Annotated in this window: 16 protein-coding genes; 7 read left to right on the top strand and 9 right to left on the bottom strand. The window is 73.0% G+C overall.

What is annotated here, in order from left to right; translation table 11 throughout:
* The first annotated feature begins 29 nt into the window (after positions 1-29).
* From ACFP2E_RS00585 to ACFP2E_RS00575, 3 genes are read left to right on the top strand one after another with little or no spacing between them, the layout of a single operon-like run.
* Positions 30-1,577 carry a sodium-dependent transporter gene (locus tag ACFP2E_RS00585; RefSeq protein WP_378521684.1) on the top strand — a complete coding sequence of 516 codons (1,548 nt, stop codon included), beginning with the start codon at positions 30-32 and terminating at the stop codon, positions 1,575-1,577.
* Positions 1,577-1,705 (top strand): methionine/alanine import family NSS transporter small subunit, encoded by a 129-nt coding sequence (locus ACFP2E_RS00580; protein WP_378521683.1) that lies wholly within the window; start codon positions 1,577-1,579, stop codon positions 1,703-1,705. Before ACFP2E_RS00585 ends, ACFP2E_RS00580 begins: the two co-directional genes overlap by 1 nt.
* A 31-nt stretch (positions 1,706-1,736) precedes the next feature.
* The gene (locus ACFP2E_RS00575; protein WP_378521682.1) at positions 1,737-2,816 is read left to right on the top strand and encodes a hypothetical protein; all 1,080 of its coding nucleotides are present in this window, start codon (positions 1,737-1,739) and stop codon (positions 2,814-2,816) included.
* Between the two features lie 45 nt (positions 2,817-2,861).
* Here ACFP2E_RS00575 and ACFP2E_RS00570 read toward each other — a convergent pair whose 3' ends face one another.
* The 6 genes from ACFP2E_RS00570 to ACFP2E_RS00545 all read right to left on the bottom strand — a co-directional run bounded on the left by ACFP2E_RS00570 (position 2,862) and on the right by ACFP2E_RS00545 (position 9,022).
* Complete coding sequence (locus tag ACFP2E_RS00570) at positions 2,862-3,539, bottom strand: hypothetical protein (protein ID WP_378521681.1); 678 nt, start codon at positions 3,537-3,539, stop codon at positions 2,862-2,864.
* Between the two features lie 109 nt (positions 3,540-3,648).
* Positions 3,649-4,347, bottom strand: a complete 699-nt coding sequence (locus ACFP2E_RS00565; RefSeq protein ID WP_378521680.1) for a response regulator — start codon at positions 4,345-4,347, stop codon at positions 3,649-3,651.
* Between the two features lie 10 nt (positions 4,348-4,357).
* Positions 4,358-5,530 (bottom strand): sensor histidine kinase, encoded by a 1,173-nt coding sequence (locus ACFP2E_RS00560; RefSeq protein WP_378521679.1) that lies wholly within the window; start codon positions 5,528-5,530, stop codon positions 4,358-4,360.
* 70 nt (positions 5,531-5,600) lie between these two features.
* The gene (dxs, locus tag ACFP2E_RS00555; RefSeq protein WP_378521678.1) at positions 5,601-7,550 is read right to left on the bottom strand and encodes a 1-deoxy-D-xylulose-5-phosphate synthase; all 1,950 of its coding nucleotides are present in this window, start codon (positions 7,548-7,550) and stop codon (positions 5,601-5,603) included.
* 10 nt (positions 7,551-7,560) lie between these two features.
* Positions 7,561-8,610 (bottom strand): NUDIX domain-containing protein, encoded by a 1,050-nt coding sequence (locus ACFP2E_RS00550; protein ID WP_378521677.1) that lies wholly within the window; start codon positions 8,608-8,610, stop codon positions 7,561-7,563.
* A gap of 40 nt (positions 8,611-8,650) precedes the next feature.
* Positions 8,651-9,022, bottom strand: a complete 372-nt coding sequence (locus ACFP2E_RS00545) for a hypothetical protein (RefSeq protein WP_378521676.1) — start codon at positions 9,020-9,022, stop codon at positions 8,651-8,653.
* A gap of 132 nt (positions 9,023-9,154) precedes the next feature.
* On the opposite strand from ACFP2E_RS00545, the gene ACFP2E_RS00540 reads away from it, so the two are divergent.
* Positions 9,155-10,438, top strand: coding sequence for an ATP-binding protein (locus tag ACFP2E_RS00540; protein ID WP_378521675.1), 1,284 nt, complete (start codon positions 9,155-9,157; stop codon positions 10,436-10,438).
* A 28-nt stretch (positions 10,439-10,466) separates the two neighbouring features.
* Here ACFP2E_RS00540 and ACFP2E_RS00535 read toward each other — a convergent pair whose 3' ends face one another.
* Positions 10,467-11,057, bottom strand: a complete 591-nt coding sequence (locus tag ACFP2E_RS00535; RefSeq protein WP_378521674.1) for a GNAT family N-acetyltransferase — start codon at positions 11,055-11,057, stop codon at positions 10,467-10,469.
* Between the two features lie 9 nt (positions 11,058-11,066).
* A complete protein-coding gene (locus tag ACFP2E_RS00530; protein WP_378521673.1) occupies positions 11,067-12,179 on the bottom strand; it encodes a hypothetical protein in 1,113 nt (370 codons plus the stop codon).
* Between ACFP2E_RS00530 and ACFP2E_RS00525 the strand changes: the two genes are divergently transcribed.
* The 3 genes from ACFP2E_RS00525 to ACFP2E_RS00515 are packed head-to-tail and all read left to right on the top strand — an operon-like array spanning position 12,178 to position 15,775.
* Positions 12,178-13,272, top strand: a complete 1,095-nt coding sequence (locus ACFP2E_RS00525) for a P1 family peptidase (RefSeq protein ID WP_378521672.1) — start codon at positions 12,178-12,180, stop codon at positions 13,270-13,272. The two genes, ACFP2E_RS00530 and ACFP2E_RS00525, sit on opposite strands and share 2 nt — an antisense overlap.
* Positions 13,269-15,254: a CocE/NonD family hydrolase gene (locus ACFP2E_RS00520; RefSeq protein WP_378521671.1), complete on the top strand. Its 1,986-nt coding sequence runs from the start codon at positions 13,269-13,271 to the stop codon at positions 15,252-15,254. Before ACFP2E_RS00525 ends, ACFP2E_RS00520 begins: the two co-directional genes overlap by 4 nt.
* Positions 15,255-15,265: 11 nt before the next feature.
* On the top strand, positions 15,266-15,775 hold the full coding sequence (locus ACFP2E_RS00515; protein WP_378521670.1) for a GNAT family N-acetyltransferase: 510 nt from the start codon (positions 15,266-15,268) through the stop codon (positions 15,773-15,775).
* 16 nt (positions 15,776-15,791) lie between these two features.
* On the opposite strand, the gene ACFP2E_RS00510 is transcribed toward ACFP2E_RS00515, so the two are convergent.
* Positions 15,792-16,686: DUF222 domain-containing protein (locus ACFP2E_RS00510; RefSeq protein WP_378539246.1), on the bottom strand; the 895-nt coding region annotated here is incomplete at its 5' end.

Raw genomic sequence — 16,686 nt, 5'->3', positions numbered from 1 at the left:
TGACCGTGGTTCACGACACAGGAGCGGGAATGAGTCAGGCCGGCGAGCACACCGAGCACCACCGGGGAGCGTTCTCCTCGCGGAAGGTCTTCATCCTGGCGGCCATCGGGTCCGCCGTGGGTCTCGGGAACATCTGGCGGTTCCCCTACGTCGCCTACGAGAACGGCGGCGGCGCGTTCATGCTCCCCTACCTCGTGGCCCTGCTGACCGCGGGACTCCCGTTCCTGCTCCTCGACTACGGCCTCGGCCACCGCTACCGCGGCTCCGCCCCGCTGTCCTTCCGCCGGGCGCACCCGGCCGCCGAGGGCATCGGCTGGTGGCAGGTCGGAATCTGCGCGGTCATCGCCGTCTACTACGCAGCGGTCATCGCGTGGGCACTGCGCTACACCTTCTTCTCGGTCGACAAGGCGTGGGGCGCCGACCCGCAGGGCTTCTTCGTCGGCGAGTTCCTCCAGCTCGGCGACCCGGGAATCGGGCTCGACTTCGTCAGCGGCGTGACCGTGCCGCTGATCCTGGTGTGGGTCGTCGTGCTCGGGGTGATGGCGCTGGGCGTCCAGAAGGGCATCGGCGCGACCGCGATGGTCTTCATCCCGATCCTGATCCTGGCCTTCCTGACCCTGGTGATCTACGCGCTCACCCTGGACGGCGCCGGTGCCGGCCTCGACGCGCTGTTCCGGCCCGACTGGGCGGCGCTGGGCGAGACGAGCGTCTGGGTCGCCGCCTTCGGCCAGATCTTCTTCTCGCTGTCGATCGGCTTCGGCATCATGATCACCTACGCCTCCTACGTCGGGAAGCGCAGCGACATGACCGGGTCGGGCCTGGTGGTCGGCTTCTCCAACTCCGGCTTCGAGCTGCTCGCCGGCATCGGCGTGTTCGCCGCGCTCGGCTTCATGGCCACCTCCTCGAACGTCCCTGTCGACGAGGTGGCCGAGCAAGGCGTCGGCCTGGCGTTCTTCGCCTTCCCGACGATCATCAGCGAGGCCCCCGCCGGCGCGCTGATCGGAGTGCTGTTCTTCGGCTCTCTCGTGATCGCCGGCGTCACTTCGCTGATCAGCGTCATCGAGGTCGTCATCTCCGCGGTGCGCGACAAGTTCGAGATGAGCCGGGTCGGCGCGACCATGGCCGTCGGCGTCCCGTCCGCCCTGGTGAGCATCGTCTTCCTCGGCACCAGCACCGGGCTCTACGTGCTCGACATCGTCGACCACTTCATCAACCGGTTCGGCATCCTGCTCGTCGCGGTCGTCAGCATGCTGGCGATCTCGTGGGTGTTCCGGAAGACCGCGCTGTTGCGGGACCACCTCAACCTCGACGGCTCGATCCAGCTCGGCGTGTGGTGGCAGTGGCTGATCGGCCTCGTCGCGCCTGCCGCGCTGGTCGTGATCCTGGTCCAGGAGTTCCTCGACAACCTCGAGACGCCGTACGGCGGCTACCCGACCTGGATGCTCAACCTGCTCGGCTGGGGCGTCTCCGCCGCCGTCATCCTGCTCGGCTTCCTCGCCGCGCGGATGCCGTGGCGCGAGAGCACCTACCTCGGCGACCCCGAGGCCGTCACCGCCACGACCGAAGAGAGGTCCTGATGTCCGGCTCCGCCATCGTCATGATGCTGATCGCCATGGTCGTGCTCTGGGGCGGTCTCGCCCTCGCGATCTGGAACATCAACCGCTTCAAGGGCGAGGAGCCCGAGGTCTTCCAGCGCGACCTGTAGCACGACCGAGCCGGGGGAACGGGGGAAGACCATGGGTAGACGTGCCCACACGCGGGTGGTCCTGGGAGCACTGTCCGTAGCGATCGTGCTCGCAGGGTCCGCTGCGTCCTACCTCGTGCTGCCGTGGCGGGGGGCCGCGCCGCTGCCCACGGCCGCCCCACCTGCGCAGCCGGACGAGGTGGTCTACGCATCGCAGGAGCGGCTGTTCGTCCCCGGGCACCAGTACCCCATCTCCCCGACGCCGCAGTCGTTGGCCCTGACCTCCGGCGGCTTGTTCTACCTGTCCGGCGGAGCGCTGTATCTCTGGCGCGACGGCGAGGCGGTCGAGGTCGCCGACCTCGGCCACGAGCAGTGGCTGCAGACCGACGCGGACGGCCGCTACCTCGCCTTCATCGACCGGCACAACGGCCCGATGAACCTGTCCCGGGAGCGGATCGCCCAGGTCGTCGTGGTCGACACCACGACCGGTGAGGAGATCGTCCGGGACGGGACCGGCAACGGCGACCGCTGGGAGCGTGAGGACCTGCCCACGCTGTACGCCGAGCTGCCGCCGACCGTCCTCGGCTTCGACGACGGCCACGTCTACGCCAGCACGGCCTCGGACGCCTACTACCGCTGGGACCTCGGCACCGGGCAGCGGGAACTCGTCCCCGAGCCGTCGTTCCCCGACGTGCCTCCGCCGGCGACTCCGAACCGTCCCGGAGGGATGGTCCAGGCCTTCGACGTGAGGAAGGGACGGGTGGTCCTGGTCCCCCACCCCGAGGCCGGGAGCCACAGCGGCGGCCGACTGTCACCCGACGGCCGGCACCTGCTCTACACCGTCGTCGACGGCCCGCCGCTCGTCGTCGAGCTCGACAGCAGGGGCCGGGCGCTCCCGGGGACCCGGCCGACGGAGTTCTCCGGTGCCGTCACGGGCCGGTTCCTGATCGGCGGCTGGCTGGACGACGACCGTTTCCTGGGGGTCCGGTGGGCAGACCCGAACGGGCGCGACGGCCGGGTCCGCGTGGTGTCGTGCCGGGTCGACACCGGGTCCTGCCAGGCCGAGAGCGCCTGGTTCCCGGCGATCTACGAGCAGCTGCCGGTGCTGGCGCTGGGCCAGTACCTGATCTGACAGCCGTTCGCCCCGAGTTCCTCCGGCGTTCCGCGCGAGGTCCGCTCAGACCTGGCGCGTGCCCCGCTCGACGGCGACCGCGAACACCGTGAAGGCGAGCGTGGTCAGCACGCAGCCCCACCACATGACGTTCGACGACATGAACGCGAGGAACCCGGCGACGACTGCCACCGGAGCCCACCAGCGGACGCGACCCGCCCGCCACAACGCCACGGCAGCCAGGGGCAGGCCGAGGGCGAAGCCGAGCAGGCCGGGCAGGACGAAGACCTGCAGCCCCCACATGGACTCCTCCATCAGCGTCGCGACCGCCTGCGTGCCGTCGGCACCGTAGAGCTGCCCGATCGCCGAGTCGTACCAGTCGATGAACAGCAACCCCGGGAGCGTGGTCATGCCCGCGAAGCCGAGGAGCGCGGCGACGGTGGCGATCCACGCGCCGCGGCCCCGCACGTACGGCGCCACCAGCAGGGCGGGCGCGATCCAGAACGCGTAGCTCCAGTGAAGTGCCAGTGACTTGATCTGCAGCGGGCCGGGGTTGTCCGCGTAGAGCTGGAAGAGCTGCTTCCCCTCCAGGCCGGCCGCCGGGTCGGCGGCCGCTCCGACGACCGCGAGGACCCCGGCCAGGACGGGAGACGCGACCAGGAACCAGCGCCGCAGGCCCAGGGCCGTCGTGGGCGTCGATCCGGCCGGAGGAGCCTCGGGGGCGGTGGCGACATGCGTGGTCATGGTGGAGCCTTCCGTGAGGTGTCGTGGACGTGCGACCCCACGGTGGGCCCGACCGGTCTCCGCGGGGATCGGTCCCGGGGCGGATTCCCGACTCAGCCGTACGACGGATTCACGCCGGGTGCTGGGTGTCGGGCTGCCCTGCCACCACGACGCCGTGCTCGTAGGCGAAGATCACCGCCTGCACCCGGTCGCGGAGCCCGAGCTTGGCGAGCACGTTGCTGACGTGGGTCTTCACGGTTGCCTCCGAGACGTACAGGCGCGCGCCGATGTCGAGGTTCGACAGCCCGCGGGCGAGCAGACCGAGCACCTCCAGCTCGCGCCGCGTCAGCGTCGTGAGCCGCGAGTCGCGAGGGCGCGGTGGTGGACCGGGCCGACGGACGAAGGCGTCGACGACACGGCGCGTGACGCCGGGTGCCAGCAGGGCGTCGCCCGACGCCACCACCCGGATCGCGGCGGCGAGCTCCTCGGCGGGTGCGTCCTTGAGCAGGAAGCCGGAGGCTCCCGCCCGGAGCGCCTCGAAGACGTACTCGTCGAGGTCGAAGGTGGTCAGCACCAGTACCCGCGTCGGGACCTCGGCCTCGACCAGCCGACGGGTCGCCGCGATCCCGTCGAGCACGGGCATCCGGATGTCCATGAGCGTCACGTCCGGTCGGAGCCGACCCACGACCTCGACCGCCTCGCTCCCGTTGGCCGCCTCCCCCACGACCTCGAGGTCGGGCTCACCGGACAGCAGGGAGCGGAAGCCGGAGCGGACCATGCCCTGGTCGTCGGCGATCACCACGCTGGTCCTGGGCGCGGTCGGGCTCATGGTGCGGGCTTCATGGTGCGGGCCTCAGTGGCAGCGAGACGGCCAGCCGGGTGCCGCCGCCGGTTCCGGACGAGAGCTCGACGGCGCCGCCGTACAACGCGGCGCGCTCGCGTACACCGACGAGGCCGTGCCCCCCGTCGGCCCCGTCCGGCCCGCTCGAGTCGGGCAGCCCGCGACCGTCGTCCTCCACCGAGACCTCGAGGCAGCCCTCGAGATAGCGCAGCAGCACGTCGACGCGGGTGGCCTGCGCGTGCCGTACCGCGTTGGTGAGGCCCTCCTGGACCACGCGGTACGCGGCCAGGTCGAGGCCGGGAGTGAGCTCCACGGGCGCCCCCTCGACGCGTACCTCCACGTCGAGCCCGGGCCGCCGGACCGAGCCGACCAGGCGGTCGAGCTCGTGGAGCCCGGGCTGCGGCGCCAGCGACAGCGCCTCGCCGTCGCTGCGCAGGACTCCGAAGAGCCGACGCATCTCCGCCAGCGCCTCCCGTGCCGTGTCCTCGACGAGCGCCAGGTCCTGGACCTCGGCTTCCTGCCCGGGACCGAGCCGGCGCCGCACCGCCTGGGTCTGGATCGCGACCACGCTGATCGAGTGGGACACGATGTCGTGCAGCTCGCGGGCGATCCGGGACCGCTCCTCCGCGACGGCCGCCGCCGCCCGCGCCTCGTGCTCGCGGGCGCGCCGCTCCGCCTCGGCCACGGCCGCCTGCGCGTTGTCACCGCGCTGCCGCACCGCCTGTCCCACGACCCACGGGCCGACGACGAACATGAACACGGCGGCGACGTCGCTGGGCACCAGGCCCTGCAGCAGCATCACGACGACGTACGGCACCACAACGACGGCGAGACCGAGCCAGCTCCGTCGACCGAGCACCTCCGCGCCGATGGTGTAGGAGACGAGCACCAGGGCCAGCACGGTGGAGTACTGGTTGTCGGGGTTGAGCAGGATCTGCGCCGCGACGACGAGCGCGGCGACGGTGACCGGGAGGAACCGTCGCCACGCGAGCGACGCCATCGCCAGGCCGGCGACCAAGGCGTGCGACAGGGGCGACGCGACCGCGGGGTTGAGCACCGCCTCGGCGAGCACCATCGCCACGAACGCGGCCGCGACGAGGCCGTCCAGCACCGTCGGCACGGGCCAGCGCCCGCCCGGCGTGGTGGCCGTCGTGACCCCAACCCGCTCCACGTGACGACGCTAGGGCATTCCCGGACGTGGGCGCATCGTCCTCACGACGGAGAACGCAGGGCCGCTCGGGTCACTCGACCTCGATGTCGGCCTCGATGTCGGCCTCGATGTCGGCCTCCACGTCGAGGTCCGCACCGACGAGGCTGCCGCCCCGGTCGAGGGCCGTGACGTCCTCGACGACGCTGCGTGCCAACGCCTGGGCCGACAGGCCGATCTCGTCGAGGATCCGGGCCCGCTTGGCGTGGTCGAGGAACCGCTGGGGGATGCCGTGGATCCGCACCGGCGTCTCGACTCGCTCCTCGTTGAGCTGCTGCAGCAGCACCGACCCGCAGCCACCCACGACGCCGTTGTCCTCGACGCTGACCACGAGCCGGTGCTCGCGGGCGAGGTCGACGATGGTCGGGTCGAAGGGCTTGACCCAGCGCGGGTCGACCACGGTCACGCCGATCCCCTGCGCCCTGAGCCGGTCCGCCACCTCGACCGAGGTCGACGCCATCGAGCCCATGCCGACCAGCAGCACGTCCTTGGCGCCCGACCGGACGAGGACGTCCATCGTGCCCGCCTTGTCGACCGCCTCGATGTCCTGGGGCGGCGGCCCCTTGGGGAAGCGCACCACGGTCGGTGCGTCGTCGACCTCGACCGCCTCGTTGAGCAGCTCGCGCAGCCGGGCGCCGTCACGCGGGGCGGCGAGCCTCAGCCCGGGAACGACCTGCAGCACCGACATGTCCCACATGCCGTTGTGGCTGGCGCCGTCGTCACCGGTCACGCCGGCGCGGTCGAGGACGAAGGTGACACCGCACCGGTGCAGCGCGCAGTCCATGAGCACCTGGTCGAAGGCCCGGTTGAGGAACGTCGCGTAGACCGCCACGACCGGGTGCAGCCCGCCCATGGCGAGGCCCGCGGCGCTGGTGGCGGCGTGCTGCTCGGCGATGCCGACGTCGAAGGTCCGCTCGGGGTAGCGCGCCTCGAAGAGGTGCAGGCCGACCGGGTGCATCATCGCGGCGGTGATGGCGACGACGTCGGGGCGGCGCTTGCCGACGTGGACCATCTCGTCGGCGAAGACGTCGGTCCAGATCCGGCCCTTCGGGATCTCCTCGCCGCTGTCGACGTCGAAGGGGCCGGGCGCGTGGAACTGGTCGGCCTCGTGCCGCTCGGCGGCGTCGTAGCCGAAGCCCTTGCGGGTGAGCGCGTGGACGATGACCGGGCCGTTGAACCGCTTGGCCTGCGCGAGCACCTGCTCCATCGCCGCGCGGTCGTGGCCGTCGACCGGCCCGACGTACTTGAGGCCGAGGTCCTCGAAGAGGCCCTGCGGCGCGAGCGCGTCCTTGAGGCCCTTCTTCATGGCGTGCAGCGCGTCGTACGCCGCGTGGCCGATGCCGGGCACGGCGTTGAGACGCTTCTTCACGGCCTCGAGGACCTGCTCGTAGCGCGGGTTCGTGCGCAGCCCGGTGAGCGCGTTGGCGAGGCCGCCGATCGTCGGGGTGTAGGAGCGGCCGTTGTCGTTGACGACGATGACGAGCCGGCTGTTCCTCGCGATCGCGATGTTGTTGAGCGCCTCCCAGGCCATGCCGCCCGTGAGGGCGCCGTCGCCGATGACGGCCACGACGTGGCGGTCCTCGCCACGGATGGCGTAGGCCTTCGCGAGGCCGTCGGCGTAGCTCAGCGCGGTCGACGCGTGGGAGTTCTCGACGATGTCGTGCTCGGACTCGACCTGGCTCGGGTAGCCGCTGAGGCCGCCCTCCTGCCGCAGTGAGTCGAACTCCGCGGCGCGGCCGGTGAGCAGCTTGTGGACGTAGGCCTGGTGGCCGGTGTCGAAGACGACGCGGTCGGACGGCGAGTCGAAGACCCGATGGATCGCCATCGTCAGCTCGACGACGCCGAGGTTGGGGCCGAGGTGGCCGCCGGTGCGGGCGCAGGTCGTGACCAGCCGGTCCCGGATCTCGGCGGCGAGCTCGTCGAGCTGCTCGGCAGAGAGGTCCCGCAGGTCACGTGGGGTCGTGATCGACTCGAGGTGGCCCATTCCAGCGAGTCTAGTGGCGGGGTCCCCGCCCACCCGAACCCGTGTGACGCGCTCGCGACGAGGCGTACGTCACGCCCCCGCCCACCCCTCCGTCGCGGTGGGTCAGGGCGCGGTAGACGTCCGAGTCGAGGAACGCCGGCAGGATCGTCGAGGGCGCACCGCCCAGCGGGAGGTCGGCGAGGCTCGCGGGGTCGACGAAGACGATCTGCCGACCCTCGTGGCACTCGACGTCAGCGTCGGTGAGGTCGGTGTCGGACACCCAGATCTGCATCACCGCATCGCCGTGCCGGTCCCGCCACGACGCGAACTCCCTCCAGAGGCGCAGCTCCCCCGGGACCAGCCGAAGCCCGGTCTCCTCCTCGACCTCGCGGTACACACCCTGCTCGAAGCCCTCGCCGGGCTCGACATGGCCGCCGACGAAGCCCCACAGGTCGGGGTCGACCCTCGCCTTCTCGTCGCGTTCCTGCAGCAGGATCCAGCCGCGGGCGTCGACCAGCACCGCGCACGCCAGGCGGACTCGGCTCTCAGTGCCGGACTGCGGCGCTGTCTCCGGCGCTGTCTCCGGCGCTGACTCCGGCGCTGACTCCGGCCCTGACTTCGACGCTGACTTCGACGCTGACTTCGACGCTGACTTCGACGCAAGCCCGGCGTACTCCGGCGAGGCGAGCAGCTGCGGCAAGGCCACCGCGGCCGCCGCGGTCAGCGGGAGGTCCTCGATCGCCGCGGGATCCACGAACACGATGCGCCTGCCCTCGCGGCAGTCGATGTCGTCGTCGGTCAGGTCGGTCCCGGCCACGAACACCTGGAACGGATCCACGGTCTGCGAGTGCTCGTGGAACACGGTGAACTCGCCGAGCAGCCGCAGGGCTCCTCGCGGCATCCGGATCCCGGTCTCCTCCTCGAGCTCCCGGTAGGCACCGGTCTCGAAGTCCTCCCCGTCCTCGAGGTGGCCGCCCACGAACCCCCACCGCTCGGGGTCGATGACGGGGTGCTCGTCGCGCTCCTGGAGCAGCACCCAGCCGCGGTCGTCGACGAGCACGACACTCGAGAAACGCTGCATGCCTGCACGCTATCGGGGGCTCCGGCCGCCCTTGCGGGCGCTACAGGCGGGCGACGTACCGACGACCGCGCAGCGCCTCCTCGACCAGCCCGACCGCCCGCCGTACGCCGAGGAGTCGCGCTTCCTCGAGCTGGAACGTCTGCACGGCGGCCTCCACGACGTCGGGACCGGCGACCTCGCGCAGGTCGGCGCGGGCGGCGCTGAGGCCCCGCCGGCACGCCTCCTGGTTGGCCTCGACGTGGAGGACTGCGAACCGCGCCAGCACCACGACGTGGCGCCGCAGGCCGGTGTAGCGCCGGTAGTCGGGCGGGCACAGGTCGAGCAGCCAGTCGACGGCGGTCCGCTCCCAGTCCGGGGCGTCGGGCGGCCGGACCTGGGCCGGCCACCCGGGCGGCGCGACGTGGGTGGGCATGCCCCGAACTCTACTCCTTCGTCGAACACCTGTTCGACAGTGTGAGGCACTGCACACCGTTTGGGCCACGCTGGTCCGGTCCCCCGCGCGTCGGGCTGGGCAAAGCGCGCGACGAGGAGCAACATTCGACTCGTGGACGTCGACGTGGCCGTGGACCGTCTGCTGCCGCCGCTTGCCACCAGCGCGGGCGAGGCTCGCAGGCTGCTGCGCGCTGCACTGGCGGAGATCGGCGGCCAGGACGCCCTCGAGCCCGACCAGCTCGAGGCGGCCCAGATCGCGATCAGCGAGATCGTGACCAATGCGCTCGTCCACGCCGGCACCACCATGCGGCTGCGGGTCATGCTCACCTCGGGCCGGCTCCGGGTCGAGCTCAGCGACGGCAGCCCCCACCTGCCGCGGCGCCGCGACCACACCGAGAACGCCGTGACGGGCCGCGGCCTCCACGTGATCTCCGAGATCGTCGACCGCTGGGGCTCCTACGCCATCGGCGACGGCAAGGTGGTCTGGTTCGAGATCCGCGACGGCGACGACGAGCACCCCGAGACCGCGCTCCCCGACCGCCACGACCCGGCCGTGGTCGCCGAGGTCGAGGTCGAGCTGTTCAACATGCCGCTGCTCATGCACGCCGCCTGGCAGGAGCACGCCTCGGCGCTGCTGCGCGAGGTGCTGCTGGTCCGGCTCGACGACGACGCCGACGTGATCAGCCAGCACGCGGCGGCCAGCGACGCGCTGGGTTTGCTCTTCGAGCAGGTTCCCGAGCCCGACCTGCACGACGAGCCCTCCGCGATCATGGCCACGGCGGTCGACCCCGAGGTCTCGCTCGAGCGGCTCCTCGTCACGGTCCCGCAGCCGTCCACCCCGAACTTCGAGACGCTCGACGACATGCTGGAGGAGGCCGTCCGGCTGGCCGACCTCGGCGAGCTGCTCGCCTCGCCCACCCCGCCCGAGATCCGGGCGATGCGGCAGTGGCTGTGCCAGCAGGTCCGGGAGCAGGCGCTCGGCCTCGACCCGCAGCCCTGGACCTCCCCCACGACCGCCGCGCCCCGGACGATCGGCTCCTTCGACCTCGAGTGGGACCCCTCCTCGGTGACGGAGTCCGACCGCGCGCTGCTCGCGGCAGACGACACCAACCTCATCGTCGCCGTCAGCGCCGCGACTGCGGAGCTGCTGGGCTACGACTCCCCTGCCGACCTGGTCGGCCACCGGCTGCTCTCGATCATCCCGGCGCGCTACCACCAGGCGCACGTCGCCGGCTTCACGCTTCACCTCGTGAACGGCCGCGACCCCCTCCTCGGCAACCGGATCACGGTCCCGGCGGTCTGCGCGGACGGCACCGAGCGGCTCGTCGACCTCGTCGTCGAGGCCCAGCGGCTGCCGCACGGCCGGCGGGTGTTCACCGCCGAGTTCTTCGGCTGATCCGCACGACCGAGGTCCTCGGCCGGCCTCAGCGTCCCTCGAGCTCGGCCAGCAGCGGGTCCCGCAGCCCGACGCAGTCGTGGGCCCAGAAGGCCTCGCAGTAGACGAGTGCCCCGGTCATCCACGGCTCGTGGGCGGCGAGGAGCCTGACCTGGAACGCAGGCTCGGGGACCCGCACCGACGGCCGGATGAAGCCCTGCGGCGTCGCCGGCTCGAAGCCGCGGCTGCCGTAGAAGTCCGGGTCCCCCTCGACGAAGAGCGCCGGCGCGTGCAGCTCCTCAGCGGCCTGCATGGCGGCCCGGACGAGCGCGGTGCCGAGGCCGTGCCCCTGGTGCGCGGGCGCCACGGACAGCGGGCTCAGCACCAGCACGTCGACCAGCGCCTCGCGCGCGTCGACCCAGGACCGGTTGAGCTGGACGTGGCCGACGGGGTCGTCGTTCGCGGTCACCGCGACCAGGCTGCGCTCGCGGCGTCCGCTCGCCTCGAGCCCGGCCAGCAGGCCGACGATGCTCGGCCCCTCGTCCTCCCCGAACGCGGCGCGCACCAGCCGCCGTACGGTGTCGTCGTCGGACGGCCGCGCGGGGCGGATCGCGGGCGGCGAGGGAAGGGCGGAGACCACGCCGCGACCCTAGCCCGCGTGGCCGTCCTGGTAGGCAGCCACGAGGCCGCCCAGGCTGGGCAGGTGGTAGCCGCCCTCCTGGACGAGGACGGACGGCAGCCCGAGCCCGCTGAGCAGGGCGCCGGCCTCGCGGTAGCCGGTCGCGGTGACCTGCAACGGGCTCTCGGGGTCGTCGGCGGCGGCGTCGACGCCGAGCGAGACGACCAGCGCGTGGGCACCCTCGGCGGCGACCCAGTCGCGGAGACCGGCGAGGGCCGCGAGCCAGGCGTCGTCGCCGGTCCCCTCGGGCAGCGGGACGTTGCGGGTCGCGCCGGCCCCCGCACCGCGGCCGGTCTCGGTGGCGTGGCCGAACCAGTGCGGGAACCACCCGGCCGCCGGGTCGACGTGCAGCGAGCCGTAGAGCACGTCGGCCCGCTCCCAGAAGACCGCCTGGGTGCCGTTGCCGTGGTGGGCGTCGACGTCGACCACGGCAACGCGCGCGTGCCCGGCGGCCCGCAGGGCCTCCGCCGCGACGGCGGCGTTGTTGAGGTAGCAGGAGCCGCCGTAGCCGTCCGGGGTGGCGTGGTGGCCCGGCGGCCGGCACAGGGCGTACGCGGTCTGCTCGCCGGCGACCACGAGGTCGACGGCGGTGAGTGCGACGTCGACGGCCGCACGCGCCGCCCGCCAGGTGCCGGGGCCGACGAGGGTCATCGTGTCGTAGGCGTGGCGCCCGGCGAGGCCGTGCAGCGCGGCCGGCGGCGTCGGCTCCATGCCCGCCAGCAGCGCCTCCGTGGGAAAGACGTACGGCACCACGCGGTCCTGGCCGACCGCGTCGGCGTACGGCCCGCGGGCCCAGGCGTCGTGGGCGCCCTCGAGGAACGCGAGCAGCTCGCCACCGTGGACCGCCTCGAGCAGGTCGTCGTCGTGGGGCCGCGCCTCGACGCGCGGGTGGTCCGCGAGGGTCTCGAGGATGGCGTCGACGCGCTCCGCGACCTCGACCGCCGGGGTGGCAGCGCCGACCCAGATCTCGTGCCGGGGGTCGTGGAGGCGGGTGTCCGGGGACCAGACCACCGGGATCCGGGTGCGGTTCACCGCGCCAGCATGCCAGCCGACGGCCGCGGTCTCCGGCAGGATGGAGCGCATGCCGCGTGCTCGTGACCTGGGCCTGCGGATCGGGGTGCTGCCGACCGGTCCGACCAACTCGGTGCTGGACGTCGCCGGGGTCGGCGTCGGCCACGCCACCGTGCACCGCGACGAGGATCCGCCACCACGCGGCCGCGGCGTGGCCCGGACCGGCGTGACCGCGGTGGTCCTGGCCGAGGACGCCTACCGGCGACCCGTGGCGGCCGGTGGCGCGGTTCTCAACGGCGCCGGCGAGTGCACCGGCTTCCTCTCCGCCCGCGAGTGGGGAACGGCCGAGACGCCGGTCTGGCTGACCTCGACGATGCAGCTCGGCCGTGTCTACGACGCCGCGTGCGAGATCGCGCTGGAGGGCGACGCCGGTGTCGCCGACGACGTCGTCATCCCCGTGGTCGCCGAGTGCGACGACTCCTTCCTCAACGACTGCCGCCGCATGCAGGTGACCGCCGACGACGTCCGCGCGGCGTACGACGCGGCGCTCGCCTCGCGCGGCTCGTCGGCGCCGCCCGCGGAGGGCGCGGTCGGCGCGGGGACCGGGATGTCGTGCTTCGAGCTCAAGGGCGGCATCGGAACGGCGTCCCGCGTCGTGCCTGGCGGGGGCGCCGGTGGGTACACCGTCGGGGTGCTGCTGCTGACGAACTTCGGCACCCGTGACCAGGCGGTCGTGGCCGGCGTACCGGTGGGACGGCTGCTCTTGCCTGCCGCCGGACCGGGCCCGGCGCGGCCGGCGGGGTCCTGCATCGGCCTCGTCGTCACCGACGCGCCGGTCGACGGGCACGGCTGCGAGCGGCTCGCCCGCCGCGTCGGGCTCGGCCTGGCGCGCGCCGGGTCCGTGGCCCACCACGGCAGCGGCGAGATCTTCCTGGGCTTCGGCACCGGGCGGCGGCACGACCGCGACATCTCGCCGGAGGCCGGTCCGCCCGTGCTGTCCGGTCGCGCGCTCGACCCGCTGTTTGCCGCGGTCGTCGAGGCGGCCGAGGAGGCGGTGCTGAACTCGATGTTCTGTGCGCCGGCCACGACCGGCCGGGACGGCAACACCAGTCCGTCGCTGCACTCGCCCGAGGTGCTCGACCTGCTCGCCGGGGTGCGGTCGTGACCGGGGTGGCCGGCTCGACGGTGAGCCTGACCCGCCGGGTCCGGATCCCGGTCCGCGACGGCCTCCTGCTCGCCGCGACGCTCTACCTCCCCGATCCGGCGGCCGGCCCGCAGCCCTGCCTCCTCGAGGCGCTGCCCTACCGCAAGGACGACCTCACCGCGTCGTACGCCGTCGGCTACGAGGAGCTGCGCGACCGCCACGGGTTCGCCGTGTGCCGGCTCGACCTGCGTGGCACCGGCTCGTCGCCGGGCGACGCCACCGACGAGTACCCCGCAGCAGAGCAGCGCGACCTCGTCGACGTCATCGCCTGGCTCGCGGAGCAGGAGTGGTGCTCGGGGCGGGTCGGCATGTTCGGGACGTCGTACTCCGGCTTCAACTCGCTGCAGGTCGCCTGCGAGGACGCGCCCGCGCTGGGCGCGATCTGCGCGATCTACGCCACCGACGACCGGTGGACCGACGACGTCCATTGGCGCGGCGGGGCGCTGCGGCTGGTCGACCTCGTGGACTACTGCCACTACATGACCGCGATGTGCGTGCTGCCGCCCGTGCCGGCGGTGTGGGGTCCCGACCAGGAGACCACCTGGGACGAGGAGTGGCGGCGCCGCCTCGCCGTGAACGAGCCGTGGGTGCTGACCTGGCTCCGCGAGTCGCGGCACTCCGACTACTGGCGGCACGGCTCGGTGCGGCTGGACCCGTCCCCTGACGGCCGGGACAAGGGCTACGAACGGATCACCGTGCCGACCATGCTCGTGGCGGGGTGGGCCGACGGCTACCGGAACAAAACGTTCCGCACCGTCGAGCGGCTCGCGGAGCAGGGCGTGCCGCACCGGCTGCTGGCCGGGCCGTGGGCCCACGCCGACCCGCGCACGGCGATGCCGGGCCCACGGATCGACCTCGACGTCGAGATGGCGGCGTGGTTCGACCGCTGGCTGCGGGAGGAGCCGGCGCAGGCCTTCACCTCGCACTGCGACGTCTTCGTGCGCTCCTCCACCCGCCCCGAGCCCGATCTCGAGATGCACGAGGGGCGGTGGCTGCGACTGCCGTCGGTGCCGCCCACCCGGCCGGTCGTGGTGGACGTGTCGGACACCCGGCGGCTGGTCGTGCTCCCCGACGTCGGGACCGCTGCCTGGATCGACTGCGCCGGGCACCTGCCGTGGGGCCAGTCGACCGACCAGCGGCTCGACGACGCGCGGTCGCTGACGTGGGACGTGGACCCGCCGTCTGACCCGGTGGTCGGGCACCCGAGGGTGACCGTGCGGGTGAGCGCGGACCGGCCGGAGGCGTCGCTGTCGGTCAAGCTCTGCGACGTGTTCCCCGACGGGGCGTCCGCACTCGTTGCGCGCGGCACGCTGGACCTTGCCTTCCGCGACGGCGTGCACGGCGACCCGGCGCCGCTCGTGCCGGAGGAGGTCTACGACGTCACGCTCGACCTCGACGCATGCGCCTACTCGTGGCAGCCGGGCAACCGGCTGCGGCTCAGCATCGCCGGCTGCGACTGGCCGAACACCGTCGCTCCCCCGGCCCCGGTCGCGCTCACCGTGCACGGCGTGCGGCTGGTGCTGCCGGTGCTGGAGGACGTGCCACTGAACGACGGGCACGCCGCGGAGCCGTCGTTCACGCCCGGTGCGGCGCACTCGACCGAGTCGGCCGACGGCGTGGTCTGGGAGGTCATCGACGACGTGCTGCGACGGACGACCAGCGCGCGCACGTTCGCGGAGTCGGCGTACGCCGTGCCGGACGACGGGCGCGCCCGCGAGTCCTACCGCGGTGAGGTGAGTGTCGACCGCCGCAGCTTCGAGCAGCGCGCGCACGCCGACACCACCTTCGACCTGTCGTGGCCCGGCGTCGACGTCAGCGTGCGGTCGGTGATGGAGGTCCGGGTGGACCGGTCCGGCGTCGCCGTCGCGATCGACACGTGGGCGACGCAGGACGGCGAGCAGGTCTCGCACCGGCACTGGTCCGAGCACCTCCCGCCCCGGTGAGGGTCGAGCTGATGACCGGCGTGAGGATCGAGACCGAGCGGCTGCTGTTGCGGCCGCGGCAGGTGGCGGATGCTGCCGTGCTGCGGGAGCTGTGGACCGAGCGCGACCCGCGGGTGCCGCAGCACCGCCGGGTCGACGCGGACGGGCGCCCCACGGTCGCGGACCTCGAGGAGTCGATCCGCTCCGCCGATGGATCGTCGTTGTTGACGGTCGAGCGGAGGTCGACCCGCGACGCGATCGGCTACTGCGGCCTCGTCGACAGCGGGCGCGGCGCCGACGGCGAGCCGGAGCTCGCGTTCGAGCTGCTGCGCCGCGTGTGGGGTCAGGGTTACGCGACCGAGGCCTCGCTGGCAGTGCTCGACTGGGCGCGCTCGTCCGGCCATGAGCGCCTCTGGGCCACGGTCTGGGACTGGAACTCCGCGTCCCTCCGGGTGCTGGCCAAGCTCGGCTTCGAGGAGACCAAGCAGTGGAAGGTCGACGAGTTCCACGGAACCACCCTCCTGACGGCGCTCGACCTCTGAGGCTGGATCCGCGCTCTTATCTGCGTCGGTGGAACCGGACGTCGCCGGATGCGTGGAACTCCGTCGTGTACGCCGGGTCGTGGGCGCGGTGGTGGTGCCACGAGCAGAGGCTGACGCCGTCGTCGAGGTCGGTCCGTCCGCCCAGGGCCCACTCGTGCTTGTGGTGCGCCTCGGACCAGGTCGCGGGGATGGTGCAGCCGGCCGCGCGGCAGGTCTTGTCCCGCACCGCCATCGCGAGCCGTTGGGCGTCGGTGAACAGCCGCTTCGCGCGGCCCTGGTGGAGGACCTCGCCCCTGCCGCCGAGCACCATCGGCACCAGGTCCGCGGTGCAGGCCAGCCGCATCGCCTCGGCCGCGGACACGAGGTCGCCGGTCCCGAGCCCGGCCGCGCCGAGCCGGGCGCGGAGCTGGTCGAGGTCGATCGTCACCACCACCGTGGTGGCGCGGCCGCCGTGCCGCGGCAGCCTCGCGGGGTCGAGGTGCTCGAGCAGCGCACCGAACGCCTCCCCGAGCAGCCGGTCCCGCGGAACCCTCTCCGCTCCGCTTGCTTGGCGTGGGCTGGAGTACGCGTCCAGGTACGTCTTCAGGCGGCTGGCCACGGCGTCGCTGACGCGGGCATGGATCTCGGTCGTGCCGTCGCCCTGTCGCCGGAACGTCAGGCTGGTGCGGCGCCGGGCGTGCGCCTCGGCCCGCTCCAGCGCGTCCCGCTCGGCAGCCTCGGCGGCCTCGGGCGCGACGACCTCGAGCACCTTCGCACCGAGCACCCGCAGCTGCTTGGGCGCGAAGTGGGCGGCCTGGTCGACGAGGTACTCCTCCGCCTTCGCGACGACGTCGGGGTCGAGGTCGGCCGGCAGGTCGTCGAGCGACGTGACCAGCACCCGCGCCTGCGCCGGATTCACCGCCCCCGACGCC

The organism is Nocardioides sp. GCM10027114, assembly GCF_042659625.1.
In the GTDB taxonomy this organism is placed as follows: Bacteria; Actinomycetota; Actinomycetes; order Propionibacteriales; family Nocardioidaceae; genus Nocardioides.
Note: the sequence above shows the minus strand (reverse complement) of the source record. Positions and strands in the feature narration are given on the sequence as shown.

What these genes read in the sequence shown, in the direction of transcription:
- ACFP2E_RS00575 (WP_378521682.1), top strand. Translation starts at nt 1,737, where the DNA reads ATGGGTAGACGTGCCCACACGCGGGTGGTCCTGGGAGCACTGTCCGTA.
- ACFP2E_RS00545 (WP_378521676.1), bottom strand. Translation starts at nt 9,022, where the DNA reads ATGCCCACCCACGTCGCGCCGCCCGGGTGGCCGGCCCAGGTCCGGCCG.
- ACFP2E_RS00525 (WP_378521672.1), top strand. Translation starts at nt 12,178, where the DNA reads ATGCCGCGTGCTCGTGACCTGGGCCTGCGGATCGGGGTGCTGCCGACC.
- ACFP2E_RS00550 (WP_378521677.1), bottom strand. Translation starts at nt 8,610, where the DNA reads ATGCAGCGTTTCTCGAGTGTCGTGCTCGTCGACGACCGCGGCTGGGTG.
- dxs (WP_378521678.1), bottom strand. Translation starts at nt 7,550, where the DNA reads ATGGGCCACCTCGAGTCGATCACGACCCCACGTGACCTGCGGGACCTC.
- ACFP2E_RS00565 (WP_378521680.1), bottom strand. Translation starts at nt 4,347, where the DNA reads ATGAGCCCGACCGCGCCCAGGACCAGCGTGGTGATCGCCGACGACCAG.
- ACFP2E_RS00585 (WP_378521684.1), top strand. Translation starts at nt 30, where the DNA reads ATGAGTCAGGCCGGCGAGCACACCGAGCACCACCGGGGAGCGTTCTCC.
- ACFP2E_RS00570 (WP_378521681.1), bottom strand. Translation starts at nt 3,539, where the DNA reads ATGACCACGCATGTCGCCACCGCCCCCGAGGCTCCTCCGGCCGGATCG.
- ACFP2E_RS00580 (WP_378521683.1), top strand. Translation starts at nt 1,577, where the DNA reads ATGTCCGGCTCCGCCATCGTCATGATGCTGATCGCCATGGTCGTGCTC.
- ACFP2E_RS00530 (WP_378521673.1), bottom strand. Translation starts at nt 12,179, where the DNA reads ATGCGCTCCATCCTGCCGGAGACCGCGGCCGTCGGCTGGCATGCTGGC.
- ACFP2E_RS00515 (WP_378521670.1), top strand. Translation starts at nt 15,266, where the DNA reads ATGACCGGCGTGAGGATCGAGACCGAGCGGCTGCTGTTGCGGCCGCGG.